The 19,520-nt window shown below is 69.5% G+C and carries 9 protein-coding genes; 5 read left to right on the top strand and 4 right to left on the bottom strand.

Features of this window, described 5'->3' with window-relative positions; all coding sequences use genetic code 11:
• Positions 1-67: 67 nt before the first annotated feature.
• The 5 genes from CDO52_RS01795 (at position 68) to CDO52_RS01775 (ending at position 11,193) form a co-directional block, all read left to right on the top strand.
• The gene (locus CDO52_RS01795) at positions 68-4,039 is read left to right on the top strand and encodes a hypothetical protein (RefSeq protein ID WP_017620543.1); all 3,972 of its coding nucleotides are present in this window, start codon (positions 68-70) and stop codon (positions 4,037-4,039) included.
• On the top strand, positions 4,039-7,065 hold the full coding sequence (gene pglZ, locus CDO52_RS01790) for a BREX-2 system phosphatase PglZ (RefSeq protein WP_094932174.1): 3,027 nt from the start codon (positions 4,039-4,041) through the stop codon (positions 7,063-7,065). The genes CDO52_RS01795 and pglZ overlap by 1 nt, the downstream gene beginning before the upstream one ends.
• Before the next feature lie 82 nt (positions 7,066-7,147).
• A complete protein-coding gene (gene brxD, locus CDO52_RS01785; protein WP_017620540.1) occupies positions 7,148-8,479 on the top strand; it encodes a BREX system ATP-binding protein BrxD in 1,332 nt (443 codons plus the stop codon).
• Positions 8,476-10,629 carry a DEAD/DEAH box helicase gene (locus CDO52_RS01780; protein ID WP_094932173.1) on the top strand — a complete coding sequence of 718 codons (2,154 nt, stop codon included), beginning with the start codon at positions 8,476-8,478 and terminating at the stop codon, positions 10,627-10,629. The genes brxD and CDO52_RS01780 overlap by 4 nt, the downstream gene beginning before the upstream one ends.
• A gap of 261 nt (positions 10,630-10,890) precedes the next feature.
• Positions 10,891-11,193, top strand: coding sequence for a hypothetical protein (locus CDO52_RS01775; protein WP_017620537.1), 303 nt, complete (start codon positions 10,891-10,893; stop codon positions 11,191-11,193).
• Between the two features lie 6 nt (positions 11,194-11,199).
• On the opposite strand, the gene CDO52_RS01770 is transcribed toward CDO52_RS01775, so the two are convergent.
• Genes CDO52_RS01770 through CDO52_RS01755 form a run of 4 tightly spaced genes read right to left on the bottom strand, consistent with a single transcriptional unit; the run spans position 11,200 to position 19,317 of the window.
• Positions 11,200-12,393 carry a TIGR02679 domain-containing protein gene (locus CDO52_RS01770; protein ID WP_017620536.1) on the bottom strand — a complete coding sequence of 398 codons (1,194 nt, stop codon included), beginning with the start codon at positions 12,391-12,393 and terminating at the stop codon, positions 11,200-11,202.
• Positions 12,393-16,610 (bottom strand): TIGR02680 family protein, encoded by a 4,218-nt coding sequence (locus tag CDO52_RS01765; RefSeq protein WP_017620535.1) that lies wholly within the window; start codon positions 16,608-16,610, stop codon positions 12,393-12,395. Before CDO52_RS01765 ends, CDO52_RS01770 begins: the two co-directional genes overlap by 1 nt.
• Positions 16,607-17,749, bottom strand: coding sequence for a TIGR02678 family protein (locus tag CDO52_RS01760; protein ID WP_198345816.1), 1,143 nt, complete (start codon positions 17,747-17,749; stop codon positions 16,607-16,609). Before CDO52_RS01760 ends, CDO52_RS01765 begins: the two co-directional genes overlap by 4 nt.
• Positions 17,746-19,317, bottom strand: coding sequence for a DUF2397 domain-containing protein (locus tag CDO52_RS01755; protein ID WP_017620533.1), 1,572 nt, complete (start codon positions 19,315-19,317; stop codon positions 17,746-17,748). The genes CDO52_RS01760 and CDO52_RS01755 overlap by 4 nt, the downstream gene beginning before the upstream one ends.
• Positions 19,318-19,520: the final 203 nt, after the last annotated feature.

The following is a 19,520-nucleotide window of genomic DNA, read 5'->3' as shown; positions in this document are numbered from 1 at the left end:
CGACCGGCACCCCACTGCCCGGGGCCGCAACACCCGGGCCGCGCCATGAAGGGAATCGCGACGCGCAATGCCCCTGTCGTCTTCGTCGCCCCAATCCCCCACGTCCAGCGTCTACCTGCGCGATGTCCTCGATATCCCCGAGTCGAAGGACATCCTCGCCGGAGATTTCAAGGTCGAGCTGTCCTCTGGTTTCGGTGAAGCTGCAGCCCGCGTCGACGAGTACGTCGTCACCGAGCAGCTTCAGGCTGCGTTCCGCGAGGCACTCAACCTCGTCGGTGCGGCTGTCCGCGGGAACAAGTCAGAGGCTGCCTACCTGCACGGCTCGTTCGGTTCGGGTAAGAGCCACTTCATGACGGTGTTGCACGCCATCCTTCATCAGGACACGGTAGCGCTGAATAAGCCGAGGCTGCGTGAGCTCATCGCTGAGCACGACGACTGGCTGCGGGGTCGCCGGTTCCTGATGGTGCCTTACCACTTGGTCGGCTCCTCGGACCTGGACTCCGCCCTGCTGGGCGGCTACGTGAACGCCGTGCGGCGCCAGCACCCCGACGCGCCTACCCCTGCCGTCTACCGCTCGGTGGCACTGCTCGATGATGCCCGGGAGAACCGCAGGATCGAGGGCGACGAGCTGTTCATTCGCAAGCTCGCCCAGGGCAGCGGCCCCGTCCCTGCGTCCGGCGAGTCGGCCCCCGATAACCTCCCGCCGATCGACGACCGCCCCTGGACTCCCGAGCTACTGGACCGTGCGTTCGCCGCCCCGCACGGCGACCCGCTGCGCGAAGCCCTGGTCTCGGCGCTGCTCTCCGGCCCGATGAAGGCGTACGCGCGCGGCGCCAGCGGCGACGTCGACGCCTTCCTCCCCCTCGACGACGGACTGTCCGTCATCAGCCGCCACGCACAGAGCCTCGGCTACGACGGAATCGTCCTGTTCATCGACGAGCTGATCCTGTGGCTTCAGGCGTACCTGAACAACCAGGACTTCGTAAACAGCGAGGTCAACAAGCTCGTCAAGATCATCGAGTCGGGCAGTGCCGACAAGCCGGTGCCGATCGTCTCCTTCATCTCGCGGCAGCGTAATCTCTCCCAGCTGATCGGCGAAGACGTTACCGGCGCCGAAGTGAAGAACCTCGAAGACCATGTCGGGTACCTCGCCGAGCGGTTCGAGGTGATCAGCCTGGAGGACCGTAACCTGCCAGCAATCATCAAGGAACGCGTTCTCAAGCCCAAGCCTGGGACAGGAGAAATCATCGACGCGGCTTTCGCCAAGGTGGAGAAGGCCGGCAGCGACGTCCGGGACGCCCTGCTCGACTCCGAGGGCGCCACCGGGGCCGACTGGGAGGACTTCCGCTCCGTCTATCCGCTCACCCCGGCGCTGCTCAACGTCCTGGTGGCGCTGTCCGGGGCCCTGCAGCGCGAGCGCACCGGTCTCAAGCTCATCCAGGAATTGCTCGCCCAACATCGGGACGAGTTGCAGATTGGCCAGGTCATCCCTGTCGGTGACCTGTGGGACGTGCTCTCCTCCGGCATGAGCGGCGCGTTCACCGAACGCCTGAAGAAGGAGGGCGAACAGGCCGTCCGCTTCTACCGGAAGGTCAGCGCCTACCTTCTGGAGAGATATGGGTCCTCCAACGACCCGAACTACATCGGCACCATGCGCTTGGTGAAGACGTTGCTGCTGGCCTATCTCGCCCCCGACGTGGCGGCGTTCACCCGGCTGACCGGTCGCCGCCTGGCGGCGCTCAACCACGGCTCGATCAAGCGCACCCGCGTCATGGACGACGCCCGTGTAGCCACTCGTGCCCTCAACGACCTGCGGACCGAGTTCGGCGAACTGCGCGCGGAAGGCGACGACGCCGACCCGGTCTTCAGCCTGCACCTGTCCGACCTGGACGTCGAGCCGCTGCTGGATGCCGTCGCCGACCAGGACAGCATCGGCGCCCGCCGGCGCTGGGTGAAGGAAACCCTGTGGCACCAGCTCGGTGTGACCGACACCGGCTCCTACATGTGCGGGCGCGAGGTGGTGTGGCGCGGTACCAAGCGCAGCGCCGAGTTCGTGTTCGGCAACGTCCGCGACTCGCAGAGCGTGCCCGAGGACAAGTTCGAACCCGACGTCAACGGGCACGTCCGGTTCGTCCTGGACTACCCGTTCGACCCGGCCAGCCGACCGCCGAGCTACGACGCCCTGCGCGTGCGCGAGCTGATGAAAGACGACCGCAACCACCACCCCACCGTGGTGTGGCTGCCCGTCCACTTCTCCGCGCGGCGTGCCGCCCAGCTCGGTCGGCTGATCAAGATCGACTACCTGCTGGACCGGGACCGCCTCGACGACTACGCCGCGCACCTCTCCTCCGACGACAGAGGGCGGCTCAAGACCCAGCTCAAGGCGCAGCGCGACAACATCGAAACCGAGCTCACGGCCGTGCTCGCCCAGCTCTACGGCATCGCCCGCCTGGACCCCGCCAACACCGAGACATCGGTCCCGGACGACGGACACGTGATGAGCCTGCTGCCGGGCCACAAACCCCGGCTCGCCGCGGGGGCCGGGTTCGAGAACAGCATGCTCGCACTGGCCGACGACCTGTTCGACCGCCTCTACCCTAAGCACCCCGACTTCGACACCGCCCGCAACCGCAGAGCGGTCACGCTCAAGGACCTGAGAACCGTCTACGGCTGGATCGCCCGAGCCATGGAGGACGGCTCGCGCCGGGTCACGGTCGACCGCAGGGACCTCACCTTGGTGAAGCGGATCGTGCACCCCCTGGAGATCGGCGAGGTGCACGACGGCCCGCTCGTGCTGAGCACGGAGTGGCAGCGCCGCATCGACCAGTTCGCGCTCCAGAAGCGCGCGACCGGCGACATCAAGGCCTCCGAGATCCGTGCCTGGATCGGCGAGATGGGGTGGACCGGTCTCGACACCCCCGTCGCCGACCTGCTGATCGCCACCTACGCGCTCATCGCCGACCGCGCCTGGGTCTACCACGGTGTTGTGCAGTCCACGGCGCCCGACATCGGGAAGATCGGCCACGGTTACACGCTGCGCGAGCAGGAGAAACCGAGCGAGGAGGAGTTCGCCACCGCGCTGCGGCGCGCCGGGGCACTGTTCGGCATTGCCGGGATCCCGCCGGTGATGTTCGCCCGCAACGTCACCAAGCTCGCCGGTGAAGTACGGGAGAAGGCGAGGGAGGTCGAGTCGGCGGTCAACGGCGTGTTCGCCTCTCTCACCAAGCAAGCCCACGTCGATGTGCTCGGGCTGACGGACGCGCTGACCGGGGCCTCCGCCGCCCCCCGCGTCCTGGCCGCCCGGCACGCGGCCGACCTGGTGGAACGACTTCTCCGCCACACCGACGACACCCCGCTGGTGCGCGAACTCGCGGGGGTCGCCTACGGCATCGACGACAAGGAGCTCGGGGCGGCGATCGGCTCGGCCCCCGCTGTCCTGCGGGCGCTGGAGGCCACCGACTGGCAGGTGCTGGAGCAGGTGCGGCCGCTGGCCGGGCGTGATGACACCGTGGGTGGCCAGGCGGAGCGGCTGCTCGCCGATATCAGCCGGGTCGCCCACGCGTCCCAGGGAACCCACGACCTGACCCCCACCCTTGGAAAGGCGCAGCAGGAGGCCCGTCGACTCGTCGGCAGGGCTCTGGAGATCGCCAACCGGGCCGACCAGGGCCAGCCGCCCACTCCGCCCGCAGGAGGGGGTGACGACCGCGACCGCGTGCCGCCCTTCGGCGAAGACCCGAGCAGGGGCACCGGCCCCGGCGAGGTGAGCCTGACCGATCACGGCAGGCCTCCGGTCACCGGCGATCCCGACGCGTCGACGGACACCCACCGTCCGACAGCCGGCCCCGTGCCCACCAAGCGCCGAATCTCGGCCGCCACCTCCGGTTCCGCCATGGAAGCGGCGCTGTCCGGTGTGCTCGACGAGATCCGCGATTACGCGCACGGCAACCCCGGCGCCGAGATCGAGATCACCTGGAGTGTCGTCGACCAGGATGGTGAGATCTCCTCCAGGCCGACCTCCCGCGAAGGGCGGCCCTCCTGATGGCCTCGCCGACGCAACCGCAGGAGGCAACCACGCGGCCGCCCGCTCTGGTCCTCGGGCGCCGGATCCTCGAAGCGCGGCTCGACGCCGAGGCCGATCGACTGCCGGGGCATCGGCTCGTCCTCGTCCACGGGCGCTACGAGCCGGGCGCCCCGACCCAGTTCCCCGTTCTCGTTGGTGCCGGCGAGAAAGCGGTGACGCGCCGCGTCACCGTCATCGAGCAGAACTCGGTGCTTGGTATCGCCGACAGCTGGCACACGCACGAGGCCGCGGCCTCAGCTCCGGAGGCGGCGAACGGGGAGCGCCTTCTGGTCGTCGTCACACAGGTGCCTGAGGCCGCCCTCGGCTGGGACCTGCTCGGCTACGCCGTGCGTAACCGTGTCCTCAGTGTTGACCGCGCCGAGATCGTGCAGCGGAGATGCGGCGCGGCGCGGCTCGACCCGCGAATTCGCACCGAGCCGTGGCTGGTCGACGCCCTGCTGGACGCCGAACCCCGGGACGGGTGGCCGCAGGTGGGCGGCGTGCTTACCCGGGATACCGCGATGCGCTTCTTGGTCCAGGCCCGGCTCGGGCTGGATGCGTCCGACCGGGCCGCCGAGACGCCGCCCGACGCGGACGCGCTCCTCGCCTGGTCGCGCACGGCCGGAGGGCCGGATCGCTTCGCCGCACTCGACGAAGCGGAACGCACCGAGATCACCGAGTGGCTGGTCAGCGTCGCCGGTGCGGCGGTGCGGCCGCTGCTGGACCTGGCCGCCTCCCGCCGTGCGCAGGACGCGATGCCGCTTGGTGTGGTGGCCTCCGCGATGAACGGGCCGTCCGGGTCGGCTTCGGCGGAGACGGCGATGACCATCGGCGCCCTGTTCGGACAACGCCGCGTCGACCTGGGTAACCTGCAGGCGTTCACCACGGCTGTGGAAGGCACCCTCACCCGCTGGCTCGCTGACGCCCGCGGGTTCGGGCAGCACCGCACCCGGCTCAACGATCAGGCCATGGACGTGCTGCACCGGGCCGACGCCCTCGCGGGGGAGGCCGGGCTCACCAGTGCCCTGGTGTCCAGCGCCTACCTCCCCTCCGCCTTCGAGAACCGCATGGCAGCGCTCGGCAGCGCGCTGCGAGGTGCGTCGCGGGACGCCGAGCACGCCCTCGACCGCGTCAAGGAGCACTGGCTCGCCCCCTTGAGGGCGAGCCGCGTCCGCACGGCCGAGGCCGCGGTCCGGCTACTGCGCCGCCTGGAGCAGCCCGCCCCGGCTCCGGGCTCGGCGGCCGACGGGTTGCAGCGCCATCTCGCCGACTGGGGGTGGATGGACGCTGCCCTCACCGTGCTGTGGCCGGGCGACCCGGATGCCGACGCGGCCCTCGCAGCGGCCTACCAGGACGTCTGCGATCGGGCCGTACAGGCGCGAGCCGAGGCCGACGAGGTGTTCGCCGAGCGGCTTTCCGGATGGGCGCGCACAGCCCACACCCTCGCGCCCGGGGGGTGCCTGCTCGTCGAGGATGTCCTCGCGGAGGTCGCCGCGCCTCTGCGTAAGAAGGACAAGCACGGCGAGACCGCGCCGCTGGTCCTGCTGGTGGACGGGATGAGCAGCGCCGTCGCCACGGGCCTGGCCCAGGAGCTGGCGGCGCGTAGCGGCTGGGTGGAGGCCGGCCGCCGCAAGGACGTCCGCGACGCGGCGGCGGCGGTCATTCCCTCCGTGACCCGCCTCAGTAGGTCCTCCCTGCTGGCCGGGAAGCTCACGGCCGGAGGGCAGTCGGTGGAGAAGGAAGGGTTCGCCGCGTTCTGGGCCGGGCGCAAGGATCCGGACGCCGTGCTGTTCCACAAGGCGGAGATCGCGGGGACAGCGGGAAAGCGGCTGTCGGACGAGCTGCAGTATGCGCTGGCGGGGAAGTCCGCTGTGGGCGTCGTACTCAACACCGTCGACGACTCCCTGGACAAGGCCGCGCAGGGAGACCGCACGGGCTGGCGCATCGCCGATGTCACCTTCCTGGACGAACTCCTGGGGGCGGCCCGCTCCTACGGCCGTCCGGTGGTCATCGTCTCCGACCACGGCCACGTGCTGGAACGGGGCGACCTCGACTCCGCGCCATCACCGACAGGCAGGAACGAGGCGAGCGCGGCCCGCTGGCGCACGGGAACGGCTGCAGGCGACGGCGAGATGCTGCTGTCCGGGCCGCGGGTTCTGGAAGGCGATGGTCCGGAGGGCAACCGCAGGGTCGTCGTGCCCTGGCGTGAGGACATCCGCTACACCCAGCGCAAGGGCGGGTACCACGGCGGGGCCTCGCTCGCGGAGATGACCGTGCCGGTCCTGGTGTTTCTCCCGTCCAGTGAGCTGCTGCCCGCGGGATGGTCGCTCCTCGCTCCCGAGCGGGTGACCCCCACGTGGTGGGAGACGCAGCGGCTGGGTGCGGCGGGCTCGGATGGAGGTCGGATGCCCGCGGCTGGCGCCCCCGCCCCGACCGAAGTGGACGCCCAGCCCGCTGTTTCCGGCGTCCGGGCCCAGCATGGCCCTCGGGCGTCCCAAGCAGTCGGCACAGGAAGCAGCCAGAGGGCAGTGCACGGCAGCGGACGTGCCGACTCGTCCTCCGCGCCCGCCACGCCCACCGGAGGACCCTCCGTCGCCGGTCAGGGTGAGGGAGCATCCGCCGGGCCGCTGGGTACGGCGGCACAGCACCCCGCCGCCGCGGATGGGAAATCCGGGGCACCACACAGTTCCTCTCCCTCGCTGGGGAGCAAGATCGTGGAGTCGGCCGTGTTTCGGGAACAGCGGAAGTTCGTCCGCCGGGGCCCCAAGAGCCCCCAGGTCAGCGCCGCCATCGACGCGCTCGCCGCAGCCGATGGGACCCTGTCGACCACGGGCGTGGCGGCGGCGGCCGGCTTCCCCCCCGCCCGCGCCGGCGGGCTCATGGTGATGCTGCAGCGCCTCCTCAACGTGGAGGGGTATCCCGTTCTGGAGTTCGTCGACGGCGGGGCCAGGCTGAAGCTCAACACCGGCCTTGCCCGACAGCAGTTCCAGGTGGACGCTGAATGACCGTGGCATTGGACAGGATGGACGCCATGACGCGCAGGACAAACATGGCCGGTGAGGGGAACCAGCGAAAGAGAGGACCGCAGTGAGCACGCCCGCCGACGCCGTCAGCGCCGCCCGCCGCAGTGATGTGGTGGACGCCCTGCGGCGTGGCACAGTGCCGCAGTCGGGGCTCGACCTCTTCGGCGTGGGGCTGGACCGCTTCGAGCGGGCGCTCGACGAGAAGCTCGACGTGGTGGCCAGCGGCCGAGCGGCCTTCCACGCCGTGCGCGGCGAGTACGGCTCCGGAAAGACGTTCTTCGCGCGCTGGCTCTCCGAGCGAGCCAAGCGGGTCGGCCTCGCCACCGCCGAGATCCAGATCTCCGAGACCGAGACGCCCCTCCACCGGCTGGAGACCGTCTACCGGCGGCTCACCGAGCGGCTGACGACCCACACCCACCCGCCCAGCGCGCTGCGCGCCGTGGTGGACTCCTGGTTCTTCACCTTGGAGGAGGAGGTGCTGGAGGCGGGCGAGGCCACCGAGGACGACGCCGAGGCTCTGGACAAGGCCGTGGAGACCCTGCTGGAGGCACGCCTCGCGGAGGTGGCCGTCACCGCACCGGCCTTCGCGGCGGCGCTGCGCGGCTACCGGTCCGCCCGGCAGGCGGGGGATGCCGCGACCGCTGAGGCGCTCCTCGCCTGGCTGGGAGGGCAGAAGTCGGTCGCGGCGTCGGCCCGCCGCGCCGCCGGGGTCCGGGGGGACCTCGACCACTTCGGCGCACTGGGCTTCCTGCAGGGGCTGCTGCGGGTGCTGAGCGACTGCGGACACCCGGGCCTTCTGCTGGTCTTGGACGAGATCGAGACCCTGCAGCGCGTGCGCGGCGACGTTCGGGAGAAGGGGCTCAACGCGATCCGCCAGCTGCTGGACGAGATCGACGCCGGTCGCTTCCCCGGTCTCTTCCTGGTCATCACCGGCACTCCCGCCTTCTACGACGGGCAGCAGGGGGTGCAGCGGCTCGCCCCGCTGGCCCAGCGGCTGGCCACCGACTTCAGCACCGACCCGAGGTTCGACTCGCCGCGGGCGGTTCAGCTCCGCCTCCCCGGCTTCGATCTGCAGCGGCTCGGAGAGCTGGGGCGCAAGGTGCGGGATCTGTATGCAGGGGCCGCCTCCAACCCGGACCGGATCGGTGACGTCGTGGACGACGCCTACATCGCGGAGCTGGCGACGGCCGTCACCGGTGGCCTCGGCGCCAATGTGGGGGTGGCGCCGCGCGTCTTCCTCCGCAAGCTCGTCGCCGACGTCCTCGATCGGGTGGACGAGTTCGCCGACTTCGACCCCCGTCGCCACTACACACTGACGATCGACTCGACGGAGCTCAACGAGACGGAGCGCAACGCGGCTGCGGCCGCTGCCGACGATGTCGAGTTGGACCTGTGACGGACGGGAACGGGGCGGCATCGGCCGTCGACCGGCTCCACCCGGCGCTGGTCCACCACATCGTCAACGCCCTCGGGTGGCGGGACCTCAGGCCGCTGCAGCGTGAGGCCGTCGCACCGCTGCTCGACGGTGAGGACGCGGTGCTCCTCGCTCCGACCGCCGGTGGCAAGACGGAAGCCGCCGCCTTCCCCCTGTTGTCGGCCATGGAGGAGCAGCGGTGGAGCGGTCTCTCGGTGCTCTACGTGTGCCCGCTCAAGGCGCTGCTCAACAACCTGGTGCCGCGGTTGGAGCAGTATGCGGGGTGGCTGGGCCGTAGAGCGGGGCTGTGGCACGGCGATGTCCGCCAAGGTGCGCGGCAGCGTCTTCTGCGGCAACCGCCTGACGTTCTTCTGACGACGCCCGAGTCGCTTGACGCGATGCTGGTCAGTACGAAGACCGACCACGGTCGGCTGTTCGCTGGACTGCGTGCCGTGGTGGTCGACGAGGTGCACGCTTTCGCGGGCGACGACCGCGGGTGGCACCTGCTGGCGGTGCTGGAACGGCTCCAGCGGATCGCTGGAGGGCCGATTCAGCGGATCGGCCTGTCGGCCACGGTCGGCAACCCCGATGAACTACTGCACTGGCTGCAGGGGTCCGGCCACGAAACGCGCCCGGGCCGCGTGGTGGCCCCTGGCGTCGTGCTGCCGGACGCCTCATCTTCGCAGCAGGGGGCGCCTCAGGAGCCACCGCCGGGCGACATCGAACTCGACTACGTGGGATCGACCGCGAACGCCGCCACCGTCATCGCCGCGCTGCACCGGGGCGAGAAGCGGCTCGTCTTCTGTGATTCCCGAGCCACGGTCGAGGAGCTGGGGGCAGCCCTCCGGGGCAAGGGGGTCACCACGTTCCTCTCCCACGCATCCCTCTCCCTGGACGAGCGGCGCCGTGCCGAAGCCGCTTTCGCGGAGGCACGTGACTGCGTGATCGTCGCGACCAGCACCCTGGAGCTGGGCATCGACGTCGGTGACCTGGACCGGGTGATCCAGATCGACGCCCCTGGTACGGTCGCCTCCTTTCTCCAGCGGCTGGGCCGGACGGGTCGCCGATCCGGGTCCACCCGCAACTGCCTCTTCCTGGCCCGAAGCCACGACGCCCTGCTGAGCGCCGCCGGGCTGCTGCACCTGTGGGGGCGGAACTATGTGGAACCGGTGACCGCTCCGCCCGAACCGCGGCACATCGTCGCCCAGCAGCTGCTGGCACTCGCCCTGCAGGAGCACAAGATCGGCCGCGTGTTGTGGCGGGAGGAGTGGAACGGGTTGCCGCCGTTCGATCGCGGCGCCGAGCCGATCCTGCGCCACCTCCTCGACGAGGGCTTTCTGGAGCGGGACGGCGAGACCCTGTTCATCGGACCGTCGGCCGAGGAGAGGTTCGGGCGGCGGCACTTCATGGAGCTGACCGCGGTGTTCACGGCGCCGCCGCAGTTCACCGTGCTGTGGGGGCGCAAGGAGATCGGCCGGTCCGACCCCATGCTGCTCACCGAGAAGGTGGAGGGCCCCCGCGTCCTGCTGCTGGCCGGGCAGGCGTGGAAGGTGAACTGGATCGACTGGGGGCGTCGGCGGTGCTTCGTCGAGCCGTCCGACCTGCCGGGCAAGGCGCGCTGGTTCGGCATGGCGGTCGATGCGGCTACGTACGCGCTGTCGCGCGCGGTGCGCGACGTGCTGCTCGGCGCCGATCCGCCGGTGAAACTGACCCAGCGAGCAACCGCGCACCTGGCGGAGGCACGGGACAGGAACCTGGACCTCGTCCACCCGGGAGGCACCGTCATCGCCCGGCAGGGGGACGATGTCCGGTGGTGGACCTGGGGCGGTTACAAGGCCAACGCGACCCTCGCCGCCAGCCTCGGCGGACTGGCCGACGCAAGCCAGCGATTCACCGACGCCTACATTCGCCTGCGCTCCGACCTCACCCCGGAGATGTGGCGCGAGGGAACGGCGGATGCGGCCGAGCGGCTCTGCCTGCCCGAGGTCGACGACAAGGCGCTACGCGGCCTCAAGTTCAACGAGGCCCTGCCGCCCCGCCTCGCGGCCGCAACACTCGCGCGCCGCCTGGCTGATCTGGAGTCCGCGGCTGCGATTCTTGCTGAACCGACGCGTTTTCTTCGTCAGAACTGACGGTCGGTCGGGGGAACTGCGGGTCTTCGTAAGTCTTCGTGAAACTACCCGTGGTGTTATGCGTGACCGTCATTTGATCTCGCGGATTCGCTGCCATATCCCACCTTCCACCTCGGTAATCTCCTTTCCTGGTGAGCACCTCTGCTCTCGTGGCGCGCAGCGCCCGGCTCGCGGGCCGGATGATCTGCAGTAGCCTCGCTTGGGTCAGTGGCAGGATCCACGTGGAAGGAAAGATGAATGGCGGGTATAAAAATTCGCGAAATGTTGAGTGAGCTGTGCGGTCAAAAGATTGCGGCCGACTCCTACGTTGGATTCTTTATCAACGACTGCGGTGAGTACCTGGTGTTCGTCCAGCCCAGAGGTGAGGACACCGCAACGCTTCTCCACAGCGATATGGACTGGAAGCCCTGTGAAGTTGCGGATCTCGCGCTCAAACAGCTCCGTTCTCGGTCAGGTCCCATGACGGTGGGGGACATTCTGATCGATGCGGCGGAGGCATCGTGGCTCACCGGGTGCCTTGAAGCCACTGCCTGGATGCGAGAGGGCACTGCCCAGAGAGGCTGAGGTGCCTCATCTTGTTGGCTCGCCCCGTCCATCGAGGTCAGCGAGGAGGAACGCAAGGATGGCTTCCTCGTGCACCGGCTGCTGGATTGATTCGCGCGTAAAAGGCGTATCGGTCAGGCGGTGGGCGGGGTTGGCTCGGGAATAGGTTTCCGCGTCGAAGCGCCACGGGTGGGCCGCGGGCGCGACGGATCGGACCTGGTCGACGATGACAAAGCCCGTCCGGTCGAAATCGGCTCGGGCATAGATGGGACACCCCGACTCCGCCAGGCCGCGGACGAGTTCCAGGGCCGCAGTCGAGGCGATGCCGTTGGTGCAGACCATGCTGTGGCAGGAGCTCCCCCAGCGGTCGGCGGCGGCCTCCACCACCGTCGGGTTCTCGCACACGAAGACGGGGGTAGGGGCGGCGACCTTCCAGTCGCCGCCCAGGGCGCGGGAGCTCAACCAGACCGGTTCGCCGGGAGAGGCGGTGGCCTGCAGGACGGCGGAGGCGGTTCCGGCGAGCCGGAGGTTGAGAACGAGGACACAAGAAGAGACCTCGTCGCACAGCACTCCGATTGCCTTCCAGGCGGCCCGCCATGCTGTGCCCGTGCGCGTCGGGCGGTCGAGATCGTGGACGGTGGCGGCCAGGCGGGCGACCGCTTTGCCCAGCTGGCGGCGGTCGTCGAGCGCGTGCGCATCTCCACAGACGTGAGCGGCGAGTACGGCCAGCCGCCGCGGTTCCGCGATGTCGGGTCGCGCTTCCCAGACCTTGGCGACCTGCCTGATCAGCCCGACGAGCTCACCGTCGCCGGGGCGCGGGAGCCAGGGGTCCTCCAGCCAGGACACGGGCGCGTCGACCGCACGGAGGATCACGCGGGCCTCGTCGCGCTCCTTGTCGGCGCGCAGCTCCTGTGAACGGTGCTTTTCACTGTTCGGGACGATAGGGCCGTGGACCGCCTCCGCCACCGTTCGTGCGGTGTGTCCGTGCGGTGCGAGGGCTGCGTTCAGGTCCCGCAACCGCACGGGGCGTTCTGAAAGGACCCACTGGACCCCGAGCAACCGCCCGACCTGAGTGCGCTCGTCGGGTGTCAGTGAACACCGGAGACTCCCCGTTTCGGTGGAGGCGTTTCGCAGTGCGCGCTTCCGAACCTCGTTGATCACCTTGGCCGGCCCAGGCTGGTCGGCCCACTCGGCCAAGGCACGGGGAAGGGGATCCGCCATCAGAACAGGCCCTCGTCCGCAGGCGCCGAGGCCGTTTCGGATCTCCGGGCAGCCAGGGTTGCCTCACACCGTTGCCAGTCGCCACCGCACCAGAGGTAGGGCATGGCGTCGACTCCCGGGACGAACCGCTGTCGCGACAGGTCGTACACGGCGACCGCGGGGACGCTCGCGTACCTGCACCACTCGTCGTGCGCGGTCAGCATCAGGTCGAGGTCGAACTCCACCGTCAGCCCCATGAAGTCGGCCTTCACCTGGCTGTCCACCCCCGTCATCGCCTCGTCCAGCCACACCATGCGGGGCGCGTGCGGGCCTGCGGCGTCATAGGCGACGACGGCGGCAGCGAACAGCGGTTGGGACAGCAGAATGACCTTCTCGCCGCCCGATTTCGACCCGTGCCGTGCGGCGTCGAACGGGCGCCACCGGGCGCCGGGACCCGGCCGGAACTCCAGGCCGATGCGCAGCCACCGCCGATAATCCAACGCGATGGCCAGGTGCCGCTGCCAGTCGGCGATGCCCTCTGCGCTCGCCTGCTCCCGCGCAGCCTCGATGCGTCGTTTGAGGAAGGCGCGCACCATCGCCTGGCGGTTCTCTGCCAGGTGCTCGTAGCCCTGGCGGAGGGCTTCGACGACCTGCCCCGCCTCGGCGTGGTCCGCGTCGGCCTCCCAGCGCAGCCGGAGGGTGTGCCCCTGGCGCGTGGGGTGCTGGACCAGGCGGCCGTTGATGCGCGTGAACACCGACTCCGTGTAGTCGAGCCGTTCCTTCAGATGCTCGATGAAGGTCGACTCGAGCAACCGTGTCAGGACGCGCTGCTGCTCCGCGTCGAACTTGTTCCGCTGGGCTTGAACCTGCGCGGTGAGCTCTTCGGCGGCCACGTTGGGGGCGACCCGGCCGGACGTGGGGTCGACCTGGATGGAGATCCGGGGCAGGTCCCCGTCTTCCTCGTCCTCCAGGATCGCGTCGCGGGTGGGGAGCAGCGCCTGGCGCACCTGTTGGAGAGCGGCGTAGCACTGGCGCCACGCGCGTTCCTGGCCGACCGTCGACGCCTCGCGGATCGTCTTCCGGATCTCCTGCGCCATCTCCAGTGACGGTTTGATGGTGCGCGAGTCGGGAACGGGCACGCCGACCGCACTGACAAGCCCCTCGTCTGCCGCGCGCCACAGCGTGGCAATGGCCGTTTCCCTCCGCTGTTCCGCCTGTGCTCTGGCCTGTTCATGTGAGTCGAGGACGGTCTCCGCGCGGCCGTGCCGGACGCGGAGCACGCTCACCGCCTGGGCCGACTGCTCGGTGGACTTATCGAGCGCGTTGATCGTGTCCTCGAGATTCTCGCGCTTGCGTCGCAGGGTCTCGTAGTCGGTGCCGACCGATTCTTCCGCGGTCCTTGCCTTGATTTCGGCGGCCTCGGCCCGCTGGATCGCTTCGTCGCGCTTCTCCCGGGCCTCCTCCGCCAGAGCGGCTGCGTCGCTGAGCTCGCCTTCGGACTCATCGACACGCTCCTCGTACGCTCGCAGCCTGGCCAGGTCGTACTCCAGTCGGCCGATGGCGCTGTTGTAGGTGTCGAGCGCCCGGCGCACGTCGTCGAGTCTGTCCAGCGGAAACGCGTGGTCGGCCGCATAGGAGGAGGCCTCGGCGCGTTCCCGGTCCCGCTTCCCGAGGGCTTCGTCGTGGGCGGTCACAGCCCTGGTCAGCTCCTGCTCGGCGCCCTCGTGCTGGTCTCGCGCCGCCCTGAGCCGGGCGAGGGCGGTGACGAGGGCGTTCTCCTCCTTCCTGGGCAGCTCCTCGCGTGCCGTGTCAAGGTGGTCGAGCTGCTCCCGTACGAGGCCGATCTGGGAGTCGATCGCCGCGATCTCGCCGTCGAGCACGGTGAGTTCGGACTCTAGGGCCTCGATGCGTCGTTGCCGGGCCTGCTCGCGGGCTGTCGCTCCGAGGTAGGCGGCGGGACGCGAGGCGACGGCCCGTCCGGTGAGCGCTCCGGTGCTCCAGGAACCGTCGGCGGCCAGCCATACGTCCTCATCAGCGGGTGTCGGAGGTCGTCGAGGGTGCCATGTGATCCGGGAGAGGACCTCGGCGATGCGGTCCGAGGTCACGCCGCCGTTGGGGGTGGGTTCCAAGACCGCTGTGAGCGTCACGGGGCCGTCGGTCGGGTCGGTGAGGGCCGTCGGCTCGGCAGGGGCGAAAAAGGTGTCCGCGTCGTCCGTGAGAAGTGTGCCGTCCGTGGCCAGCCAGGCATCGAGGAGTCCGGCGGCGGCGAGCGTCGCTTCGAGCCCCGCCAGGAGCTCGGAGTCGACGTCGGCACGGGGCTGGACGCATCGCCAGAAGGGTGCGCCCATCTCCGCGGACGCCTCCGGGCGTCGCCGCCGCTTCCAGAGTCCGGGCTCAGGGGGAGCGGCGTCGGTCTCGGAACGGGCGCTCTCCAGCTCGCTTTCGGCATGGGTCTTGCGGAGGTCGAAGGGGTGCCGTTCGGTGCGCAGCTCCTCGCGCTGGTCTCGCAGCCGTTTCTGGGCATCGCTCAGGTGCGTCCCGAGTGCGTCGCACAACGATCGGCGGTTCTCGGCATCCGATGCGGAGGCGTCCTCGACCATGCCATGCCACGCGGAGACCTGATCGGGTGTGGGAGGCGCAGAGTCCAGCGCGTCCACCCAGTGGGCCAGACGCTTCTCCAGGGCCGCGGTGGCCCGCTCTACCGACGACTGCGCCTGGTCGACCCCGGTGCGCGCCTCCTGTTCTTGCCGATCCCGGTCCTCCAGCACCGAGTCGAGTTGGTCGACGCGCTGCTGTGCCTTCTCCCACCGAGCGTGGAGAGTGGTGAGGTGGTTCAGGCGCTCGATTCTGCTGCCGTAGAGAGAGCGGAGGGCCTCGACATCCCTGGAATCGATGAGGTCTGCGGCGGCGGTGATCAGGCCGGCGTCGGTCGTGCTCTCCCGCAGGGACTGGAGTGTGCCTTCGACGTGCTCCACGGCCGCGTCATGTTCGGTGCGCGTCTTGAGTAGCTTCTCCCTGGCCCTGCCTTCCCACTTTTCACACCCGGATACCGCGGTTCTGTGCTCAGCCGCGATCTCCTGCTCCCGGTTGGCTTGGTGCCGCAGGGCCTCGACGCGCTGCATCGCCGACACGGCGTCTCGGTATGCGTTGGACTCCAGGAGCTCGCGCAACCGGACCTGGTGTGCGTCGAGCTGGGATTTGGCGGCGCCGTGTTCGGCCACTTTTTCCGCAAGCTCATTCTCAGTCGTGGCGAGGTCGTTCTGGGCCTTCCTCTTGTCGCGGGTGGTGTCGTCGAGACGTGTGGTGGCGGAGGCGAGTTCGTCCGCGCGGCCGCGAACCACCATGCGCACCCACGGCAGCCAGCCCCGGCGGACGAACTCCGCGACTCGGGCGGCCGCGTTCTCCAGCTTCTCGACGCCGAGGCGCAGCTCCTCCAGGCGGTCCCAGCCCTCCGCGAGCTGTGTCACCTCGTCCGTGGCCAGCTCGGGAAGCGCGTCGCGCAGGGTGCGCTCGAGTTCTTTGGGGTTGAGCCGTTCGCCGAGCTTGGGGCGGCGCAGCTGTTTGAGCAGCTCGGTGAGATTGCCGTAGGCGCTCGGATCGACCGCGAACAGCTCACGGGCCAGTTCACGGCGGTAGACCTCCGCGTTCTTGATGACCTCCACGCCCCTCTGCTCGCGCAGCTCCTTCTCGGGGAGTGGGCCGGTGGGAGACGCCAGCACGAGGTCGGTTCCGATGCGGCGGGCGGTGCGGAACATCCACCGCTCCGGTGACTCCGTACCGGCCCCTCGCCGTGCCACGGCCCCGAGGCCGAAGGTGAGGTAGCGCGGCTGCCCCTCGTCGTCCAGGCGCCCGAACTCAGCCCAGGCGTAGCCGAGCCCGGTGTCCGCGGGGGGACGGGGATCGTCCTCCTCTCCGGATGGCAGGAGGTTGAACCGCATGGTGCGGTGCCGGGAGCCGAAGGGGTCCAGGGCCGGCGGGGTGATCTCGCCGCGCAGCAGCATGAGAGTCGTGAGTTCCAGGACCTTGGTCTTCCCGGTTCCGTTGCCCCCGCGCAGAACGAGCCGTCCGTCGGCGAACCAGAACTCCGTGTCGTCGTATTCCCACAGGTTGACGATGCCGACGCGCAAGGGTTGCCAGCGCTCGCGCACTGGTTCGGGAGCGCCGCCTGTGCGCGCGGCTCTCAGCCAGTCGGCCGGGTCGAGGGCGGTCACCTTCTCCTGGTCGGCGACGGGGGTCAAGCGTCCTCGCTTTCGGTGTCGAGCTTCTGTTGGGCCGCGACGACCTCGGGTCCCCGGAAACGCGCCGCCGTCGGCATCACCTTCCAGCTGTCGGTTCCGTGGGGGCGTAGGAGGTCGAGCTCGGTCAGGAGGGGGATCGCGGCGTCCGCCAGGCGGGTTGGCGCCTCGCGGAACCACTTGGTCACGCCGTTGGGGTGGCGGCCGCACACCTCACGCGCGGCTTCGGTGATCGTCGCGCGGTCCACTTCGGCGGCACCGATGAGTCGGTCGAGGATGAGCAGGCTGCCGAAGTGGTCGCCGCGGACCTTCGGGAAGGGGAGGTCGGTGGCGTCCTCGTCCTGGGGGACCAGGGCAATGCCTTCGCTGCGCTGCTCCACCTGCCAGCCGGTCATTTCCCTGCACCAGTCGAGCATCCGGTGCCGCTGGGATGACAGGTAGGCGGACTCCTCCTCGCTGAGATCGGCGGGGAGGCAGACCGGGAGTTCGATGAGCCGACGCATGATGGTGAATCGGCGGCGCAGGTTCTCGTCCTGCTGGAGGGCGGCGGGACGGCCGAGCGCAGCGGCACGGCAGGCGGGGTCGACCAGCCGCAGGAGCATTTCCCGGTCGACGCGGTAGGCGCCCCCGATGCTGTCCTTGCGGTGGGTCCAGCCTGTCAGCATCTTCTCCCCGCTCCGGTCCGTCGGGCGCAGGGCGGCGAGAGAGACGAGCCGGTCGATCGCTTTGACGAACATCTGGCGTTCGGCGAAGCGGTCCGGATCGTAGTCGGAGGCGCCCACGTCGTCCCGTGCGGTCAGGGCCCGGACGCGGTCGGACAACTCCTGCACGGTGGTCAGGTCGTCGGCGTCCTCCGCACATGCCGCTGCCAGCAGGGTCAGAACGAGAACGCGGCGCGACACCATGCGTGTCCGCACCGGCGCGATCACTTTTCCGTCCAGGGGCAGCCGGAAGAGGCGGGCCATCGTCTCGGCGACGACGAGCCGGTACCCCAGGCGCTCGTCGAACCACTGGACCAGCAACGGCCGGTGTTTGCGCACATCCCGCCACAGCTTGGGGTGGCTGTAGCGGGTGATGCTGGGGTGGGCGAGCATCCCGGTGAAGGCGTTCTGGCGCTCTTCGGCGTCGATAGTGCTCGTCACTCCGCGGGCTCCAGTTCGAAGTGCCAGTCGACGGTGACCAGGCGTCCGTCCCGACCGCGGAGTGTCGCGATCGCACCGGGGTCCTGGGGTTCGCGGATGCACACCCGCCAGCGGCCGTCATCGGTGATCGCCTCACCACCGGTTCCAGCGCGGTGCGCTGTGCCGAGGAGATCCAGCAGGAGGTCGAACTCGGCTCGGCTCAGCTCCGGCCACTCCGAGAGGAAGGTTCCCGAGCGCTGCCGTAGTGTCGACTCGGCTTCGGAACGTTCGGCGAGGTCGGAGAGGCGCGCCCGGCGTGCGGCCTCCCTCCCCGCTGAATAGTCGGCGCGGCGGGGGCGACGCCCCACCAGCGTCCGGTTGCCGTGTTCGCGGTAGCGCGCCGTCACGGGGGCGGGTGGCGCGGCCGCCCAGCTCTGCGTGCCGTCGTCGGCGGCATCGCTGAGGAGGAGAAGGTGACGCGGGGGGAACGCGCCCAGGGCGGTGTCCCAGACGCGCCAGGCCGCTTCATCGTCAGGAGCGTTCTCGATCGCCGTTGCGAGCTCGATGAGTTCGGCGCTGCGGGTGACGGTTCCTCCCGCGTCCATGAGGATCTGGGTATTGCGGGCCCACGGGCCGATGATGTCGCGCAACTGCCGGCGCAGCCGCTTGGCCTGGGCCTGGGGGCCGCGGAACCAGACTTCCAGCGCACGCCAGACGTTCTGCCATCGAGCCGTCTGGGACCGAACCATGTCGTCCGAGGCGTCCTCGGCCAGCGCTCCCCGGACACAGGCGCGCCACACTCCCTCGGTCAAGCGGGGCGCGAGCTGCTCGATGAGGGAAGCGATGCGTGGGCTGTGCACATCGACCTGCTCTCCCCACATCGCAACGTATGACTGGAGCGTGCGCCAGACGAGCTCTTGCTTGGCCTCGTCGGGAACACCGGAGAGGTTGTGTGCGAGGGCCCTCTGCCACGCGCGGGCCGCCCGCGCCATGCCATGGTGAACGGCGATAACCTGCTGGAACTCGCCGGCCGCCGCTGGATACCTTTTCTGTCGAACGGCGTCGGTGAAGGCTGCCAGTCGATCATGAATTGCTCGAGGGGCGAGTGTGAGGTCTCCGGACTCTTCTTCTGCGTCATCGGCGTCGCGCCAGAAGGCGTGGAGTCGTGCCGCCAAGGGTGTCAGCTGGTATCGGTCTCTGCGGCGTAGGAAATCATCGCCGGTGCGCGCTGGTTCCTGCCACCGGGTGAGCACGCCCCATTGCACCAGGCGGCCCAGTCGTGCTTCCAGGTTGAATGCCGCGTCCCCTAGAAGCCGTTCAGCGGACCGTTCGCCGACGAGGCCAACAACGCGGTGACGCACGGCCCGATCGACCTCATCAAAGCTCATCCCGGTGAGGCTGTCGTCCTGGGCGTCGAGAAGTACATCGACGATCACTCGATACTGGGCGGCAAACCGGGCCGCGAGGTAGGCCGGAACCATGACCTTTCCGGGCAGGGCACCCGCCCACGCGTCGACGGGTTCGTGCTCGTCAGCGGGGAGTTCCCCGCCATCTGCCCGCAGAAATTCGTCTGGGCTTTCATCGGCCATAGCACCCCATCCCTCGCGAACTCAACATGGTACCGATCAGGGGCGGATAGGAGAATTCCTGACCTTGATCCTGTGATCGTGATGAAGGGGGCGAAGTGAATCATCCCTGAGCTTCGTGAGGCGTCCGGCTGGACTTCGGGGAATTACATGAATATAGGGGGGCGTATTTTCTGTTTATGCCGGGTCGGCGGCCGTGGACGCCC

It is taken from the genome of Nocardiopsis gilva YIM 90087, assembly GCF_002263495.1.
Taxonomy (GTDB): domain Bacteria; phylum Actinomycetota; class Actinomycetes; order Streptosporangiales; family Streptosporangiaceae; genus Nocardiopsis_C; species Nocardiopsis_C gilva.
The sequence above is the reverse complement of the archived record's forward strand: the minus strand, read 5'-3'. Positions and strand labels throughout refer to the sequence as shown.

What these genes read in the sequence shown, in the direction of transcription:
- CDO52_RS01770 (WP_017620536.1), bottom strand. Translation starts at nt 12,393, where the DNA reads ATGGCGGATCCCCTTCCCCGTGCCTTGGCCGAGTGGGCCGACCAGCCT.
- CDO52_RS01755 (WP_017620533.1), bottom strand. Translation starts at nt 19,317, where the DNA reads ATGGCCGATGAAAGCCCAGACGAATTTCTGCGGGCAGATGGCGGGGAA.
- CDO52_RS01775 (WP_017620537.1), top strand. Translation starts at nt 10,891, where the DNA reads ATGTTGAGTGAGCTGTGCGGTCAAAAGATTGCGGCCGACTCCTACGTT.
- CDO52_RS01795 (WP_017620543.1), top strand. Translation starts at nt 68, where the DNA reads ATGCCCCTGTCGTCTTCGTCGCCCCAATCCCCCACGTCCAGCGTCTAC.
- pglZ (WP_094932174.1), top strand. Translation starts at nt 4,039, where the DNA reads ATGGCCTCGCCGACGCAACCGCAGGAGGCAACCACGCGGCCGCCCGCT.